Source organism: Azospirillum sp. TSH20 (assembly GCF_003115935.1).
Lineage (GTDB): Bacteria > Pseudomonadota > Alphaproteobacteria > Azospirillales > Azospirillaceae > Azospirillum.
Genome location: NZ_LGQU01000183.1, coordinates 1 through 6,111, shown reverse-complemented (window position 1 = coordinate 6,111; position 6,111 = coordinate 1). Strand labels below are relative to the sequence as shown.

The window sequence follows — 6,111 nt, the reverse complement described above, 5'->3', positions numbered from 1 at the left end:
GACACGCCGCTGCCGGAGACGGTGAGGTTCTCCGCCAGCGTGACGCCGTTGGCGACGGCCAGGGTGGCGCCGCTGGCCACCGTGGTGCTGCCGGCGGTGGTGCCCAGCGCGTTGCTGTGCCCGGCGACCAGCGTGCCGGCGCTGATGGTGGTGGCGCCCGTATAGGTGTTGTCGCCCGACAGGGTCAGCGTGTTGCTGCCGCCCTTGGTCAGGGCGTTGGCGCCGCCGACCACGCCGCTGATGGTCAGGGCGCTGGTGGTGGTGACGGTGGCGTTGGCGTTCAGCGTGACGGTGCCGCTGACCGTGTTGGTGCCGCTGGCGCTGATCAGCGCGCCGCCCGACGAAACGCCGCTGCCCGACAGGGTCAGGTTCTCGGCGACGGTGATGCCGCCCGACAGGGCCAGTGCGGCGCCGTCCGCCACCGTGGTGCCGCCGGTGGTGCTGCCCAGCGCGTTGGCGTTGCTGACCGTCACCGTGCCGGCGTTGATGGTGAAGGCGCCGCTGAAGCCGCTGTTGTCGGCCGACAGGGTCAGGTTGCCGCCGGCGGCCTTGGTCAGGGTGCCTGATCCGCTGACGGCGCCGGACAGGGTGAGGTTGCCGCCGCTGGGAGCGACGCTGACCGTGCCGCCGTTGTTGCCGATGGCGACGGCGTTGTCGATGGTGGCGGTGGTGGCGGAGAGCCGCAGGGTGCCGCCGTTCAGCGTCAGGGTGCCGGTGCCCAGGTTGCTGTCGCTGGACACAACCAGCCAACCGTTGGTGACGGTGATGCCGCCGGCGAAGCCGCTGCTGTTGGAGGTGCCCGACAGGGTCAGGCTGGTGGAGCCGGCATTGGTGCTCAGCGTCAGGCTGGACGCCGAGGTGCCGGTGATGGCGCCGCTGAAGGTCTTGTTGCTCGTTTGGTTGATGGTCAGCGCGTTGGCGCCCAGCGCCAGCGTGCCGGCGCTGTCCTGCAGGTCACCGATGGTCTCGGTCGCCGACGACAGCTTCAGCGTGGCGCCCGACGCCACCGTCACGGCGCTGCTGTCGGCGAGCGCGGTGCCGCCGCTGCTGTTCAGTTCCAGGGTGCCGGCGCTGACGGTGGTGGCGCCGGTGTAGCTGTTGGTGCCGGTTAGGGTCAGGGTGCCGGTGCCGGACTTGGACAGGCCGCCGGTGCCACTGACGATGCCGTCGAAGCTCGTGCTGGTGTTGTCGCCACCGACGCTCAGCGTGTTGCCGCCCAGCGTGACGCTGCCGGATCCTGCCAGCGACCCGATGGTCTCGGCGCCGGACAACTCCAGCGTGGCGCCCGACGCCACCGTCACGGCGCTGCTATCGCCGATGCCGCCGTTGGTCGTCAGCGTGCCATCGCTGACGGTGGTGGCGCCGCTGTAGTCGTTGCCGCCGGTCAGCGTCAGGGTGCCGGCGCCGGTCTTGGTGACGGCGCCGCTGCCGGTGATCTTGCTGGCGATGGTCAGCGTGTCGCTGCTGCCGTTGGTCAGCGTCAGCGTCTTGCCCGACGACACGGTGATGGTGCCGCCGCTGATGGTCAGGCCGCTGGCGGCGTCGGCGTCGAAGGTGATGGTCTCGCCGATCGCCAGATCGGAGCCCAGCGAGATGCTGCCGCTGGCAAGCCCGCTGCCGAACACGATGGTCTGGGTGCCGGCCTGGCCGTTGGCGATGGCGACCGCCTCGCGCAGGCCGACGCCGTCGGTCACGTCGACGGTGCTGCCGTCGCCCGTGCCGGTGACGTAGATATAGTCGGTCGTTACCGTCACGTCGGCCGTGGTGCTGGCGCCGTGGCCGTCGTCCAGGGTGAAGCGGATCGTCGCGTCGCCGGCTGGCGTATCGTTGCGATAGGTGATGCCGCTGAACAGGGACGACACCATGGCCGTGGTCGCCGCGCTGTTCAGCGTGATCGTCAGCACGCCGTTGGCGTTGGTGTAGCTGGCGAAGGACTCGCCAGAGTTCTGGGTGTAGTAGCGGAGCGTTCCATGGGTCGCGTCCGTCGGCGTGTCGACAAAATAGATGGTGCTGAAAGCGAACATGTCCGCCGACCACGCGCCGCCGGTTGCGCGTTGCACGGTCAAGGACCCGTTGCCCCAATTGGCGGTGTCGTTCTCCGCGTCGCTGACGCTGGCAATGCCCGTGCTGCCGCTGAAGCTGTCAAGGAAAACGGTTCCCCCCACCCCAGCCCAGCTTTTGGTGTCGCCATTCAGATCGCTGACGACCGGGGCGGAGTTGTGGCCCGACACGGTGATGCCGACGCCGGTGGAATCGGAGATGTCGCCATAGATCGTGCTGTTCCAGTCGTCGGCCGAGGCGATCTTGTAGGTGGTGTTGTCGGTGGCGCTGGTGCCGTCCTTGTTCAGCAGGGCGTTGAGATTGGTCTTGTCCGACCCTGTCAGCGTGACGGAGAAGCCGGTGGCGCTGGTGATCTCCACCGCGCCGCTCAGGGAGACGGCGCCGCCCGACCCGCCCTGGCCGGTGATGGTCAGCTTAGACAGGTCGATGTCGTTGGTCGCCCCCGGCTGGTGGACCAGATTGGTGCCGGTCACCGTCAGCACGCCGGTCGAGGCGTTGTAGTTGACGGAGGTGATCGCCGGCTTCTGCGTGTTGGACACGGTGATGCCGTTGCCGGTGCTGTCCGCCGCCGCCGACAGCGTGCTGTCCCAGCCCGTCGCCGCCGCCAGATTGTAGGTGGTCGCCCCCTGCGAACTGCCGCCGTTCTTGTTCAGCAGCCCCTCCACATAGGCCTGGTCGGTCGACCCCAGCGTGATGGTGAAGCTGTTGGAGCTGGGAGTGGAGGTGACCGAGGAATCGCTGGTCAGCGTGTAGCTGTTGCCGCCCTCGCCGGTCAGGGTGAGCTTGGTGATGTCGATGCCGTCGCCGTTGCCGATGTTGGTGCCGGTCACCGCCAGCGTGTTGGTGCTGGCGTTGTAGGTGGCGGAGGTGATGGCGGGAGCGGTGTCGATGACGAGGGCCTTGGACCCGCCCAGCGACGATCCGCTGCCGGTCGCCGGCAGGGTCAGCGTCGCGTCGTTGCCGGCCGCGTCCTTGATCGTCCCGCCGTTCAGCGCCAGGGCGGAGGCGGACTGGTAATCCAGGTCGGACGACGTGTCGCCGGCCTGCACCGTATAGGTGAAGGTCAGCGTGTTGGTGCCCGTCCCGCTGACGTAATCGATCGTCCGGTCGGTGGTGCCGGTTTCCAGCGTCAGCCGCGGCGTGCCGGTGACCGTCACGTTTTCGGAGAAGGTCACCTGGATCGACACGGTGCTGCCGACGCCATAGGTGCCGTCTGCGGTGCTGGACGTGACGCCGGTGACCGTCGGCGTGACATCGTCGGTAACGGTGATGTTCGCGGCGTCGGTGACGGTGGAAAAAGCGGTGGCGCCGCCGTTGGTGCTGGTGTCGGCCGTGCTGCCGGCGGTGCCGCTGGTCTGGTCCCAGGCGCGGAAGGTGACGGCGTCGCTGACCGTGCCGGCATAGCCGCTGTTGGCCTTGAAGAACAGGCGGGTATTGGCGTCTGCCTTCAGGAGCAGGGCGCTGGTGTTCGTGACGGCGCCGACCGAACTCCAGTTGCTGCCGCCGTTGGTGGTGTAGTACCAGCTGCCGTTGGACGCATCGACGGCGGTCAGGGCGATGCCGGTGGAGGCGCTGCTGTCGGCGTCGGTGACGTTGCTCAATGCGCCGCCGCTGTCGATCAACGACGACACCAGCGTGCCGACGGTCCCGCTGGGCGCGTTCACCGCAACAGACTGGTTCTCGCCGCTTAGGACGGGGGTCTTGCTGTTGTCGAGGACGGGAGCGGTGTTGGATGGTCCTGTAACGGTCGGAGCAAGAAGAAGGTCGTCAAACATCAATCTTACAGGGCTTGCCGCGTAAGAAATCGTAAAACTCTTAATATTTCTAAAATCAGATATGGATGTAAAATCCAAAGAATGCTTTGTTTCCTCCATGTAGTTGCTGGAAAAAGTGGCGGTTCCACCGTCGGATTTTGTGGCCGTAACAGTCACGGCAATTGTTGCGGCGTTTGCGGTATTTTTGGCCGTTATTGGTAAATCAAATAAAAAGTCAAACGAAGAAAGTCCAAATGAGCTTAAATCGTTGCTCGCAAAAGTTACACTACTCATGGATCCGCTGCCGCCACCAATCAAAAGGGCGGCGTCGCCGATTCCGACTATGCCAGATTGCGTGGAGTCGGAAGTGCTGTAACTGATCGAACGGGTTCCACTGCTGACTACGGATACGTTGAGACCGCTCCTTTGGGATATGGAGGTGCCGTCAGCATAAAAGTCATCGACACTGGCATTGGTCGCTAGGCCGGTGAGCGACGTTCCTGAAGCTGTGCCAAAGGTCATTGTGGTGCCTGTCAACGGCGCCGTCAGCATTGTGGAAAAAGAAGCCGTTGCCTCGCTTGTAAACGGATTCGACGCTTCGATATGGTTAATTGTCCGTTCGAGCGCCCAATCCCCGCCCTGCTGTATTGGGCCTGTGCTGTTGGTCGATGCGGCAACATCCGCATGCGTCGCCTCCGCCATGGCGGAGAGAAAGGCTTCTCCCGTGCCGCCTGCGACTTGGCATCCATAAAGAAGAAGATCGCCGTCCGAGGTGAGCGCCGCTCCCACTGCCGCCAGATCGGTTTCCCTCGCCTGCACCGATTGGCTGTCCAGCGTCAACGCGCCAAGGTTCACGTAACCTTCGTTGCCGTGGCTCACGATGTGGATGGCGTCGTATCCCTGATGCGTCTCCGCCCATCGGGCCATCTGCGACAAGCCGTCCTGGGAGGAGTCGAGCAGCACGACCTCCACCCCGGCCTTCGCCCCTTCCGCCAGGGATTGCCAACCGGCAACGTTCTGCTCGATGAACACCGCCTCCTTCCGCCCGCCGTTCGTGAAGGGTTCGACTTCACGAAGGACCTGCGGAGCCGGCACCGCATCGGTCACTGGAGCGGAGGCGGCGGGTGCCACCACATCCGCGAACGCCGTCTTCGTCGCGTCGTGGTCGGTCGCCGCCGTGTCGGTGTGAATATCCGGCTGAACCGCTGTCGTGGGATCGGCTGCCGTCGCTACGCCGGCGGCGTCGAACATGAAGCGCGGTTCCAGCGCCATTGCGAACATGGGGGAAGACGGTTTGCGCGTCTTGCCGGAGCCACCGTTCCCGCCAACGCCCTTCGCACCACGCATGCGCGCCATAGCCCCTCTCCCCGACATTCACCGCACCGCCCAACTTTATGCCGAAAGCGGTTATCCATAAGTGTGAAATCGGAGGGAAGGTACCACCTAATTGCATTTTCGCACAACGATGTGAAATCTCAGGGTTGCGAAATCCTTTTTCCGTTTTATCCGATTCGCGCGACCGTATGGCGAAGCACATGCTCCATTTTGCAGTATCTCGTCAAATATTCCCTCAAAGTTTCAAATCTGTCATAAAATCCCTTTTATATCATTCCAAACTTCCCGAATACACACATACAGCAGTATGTTAATCATACAAGAGTATGTCTCACTGCTTGTTAGAGTTTGCTAAAAGGCAATCTTTTATCTTGGTGAAGCTGATATACTAACGCTTCCAGAGAATATATTATTATTCTTTCTACCTTGCCAGGGCAGGAGCCTCCGCTTCAACCGGTGGGCGCTCGTCGCCGCTCGCTATAATTCGGCATCAATCGGTTCGGAGATTTCTCCATGGACGCTTATATTGGCCTGATTTTCCCGTTCGCCGGTACATTCGCCCCGCAGGGCACGGCCCAATGCCAAGGACAGCAAATAGCCGTACAGCAGAATCAGGCGTTGTTTTCGATCGTCTACAACCTGTATGGCGGCGATGCCAGAACCTATTTCAATCTGCCGGATCTGCGCGGCCGCGTCCTTGTCGGTGCCGGCGCGAGTCCGTATCTGAACACGACCCTGAATCCCGGCAACTTCAGCGGTACGGCGAGCAGCACGCTGAATCTGACCAATCTGCCCCAGCACACGCACAACGCCACCTTTACGCCGGGCAGCGGTTCCTCCACCTCCACCATCAACGCCAATGTGTCGATCCCAATTTCGACGGCGCAGGCCAATCTGCCGACCCCGGCGGCCGGCACCAACTATCTCGGCGGCGTCAAGGTTAGCGACGCCGGCTCCCTCA

At 63.6% G+C, this 6,111-nt stretch carries 4 protein-coding genes; 3 read left to right on the top strand and 1 reads right to left on the bottom strand.

Features of this window, described 5'->3' with window-relative positions; translation table 11 throughout:
* A partial coding sequence (locus tag TSH20_RS33405) for an autotransporter-associated beta strand repeat-containing protein (protein ID WP_247874557.1) occupies nucleotides 1-3,725 on the bottom strand: 3,725 nt, incomplete at its 3' end.
* Between the two features lie 226 nt (nucleotides 3,726-3,951).
* On the opposite strand from TSH20_RS33405, the gene TSH20_RS36025 reads away from it, so the two are divergent.
* The 3 genes from TSH20_RS36025 to TSH20_RS33395 form a co-directional block, all read left to right on the top strand.
* Nucleotides 3,952-4,191, top strand: a complete 240-nt coding sequence (locus TSH20_RS36025; protein ID WP_247871515.1) for a hypothetical protein — start codon at nucleotides 3,952-3,954, stop codon at nucleotides 4,189-4,191.
* 308 nt (nucleotides 4,192-4,499) lie between these two features.
* On the top strand, nucleotides 4,500-5,408 hold the full coding sequence (locus tag TSH20_RS36020) for a hypothetical protein (RefSeq protein ID WP_247874556.1): 909 nt from the start codon (nucleotides 4,500-4,502) through the stop codon (nucleotides 5,406-5,408).
* 255 nt (nucleotides 5,409-5,663) lie between these two features.
* A partial coding sequence (locus TSH20_RS33395; protein ID WP_146207509.1) for a tail fiber protein occupies nucleotides 5,664-6,111 on the top strand: 448 nt, incomplete at its 3' end.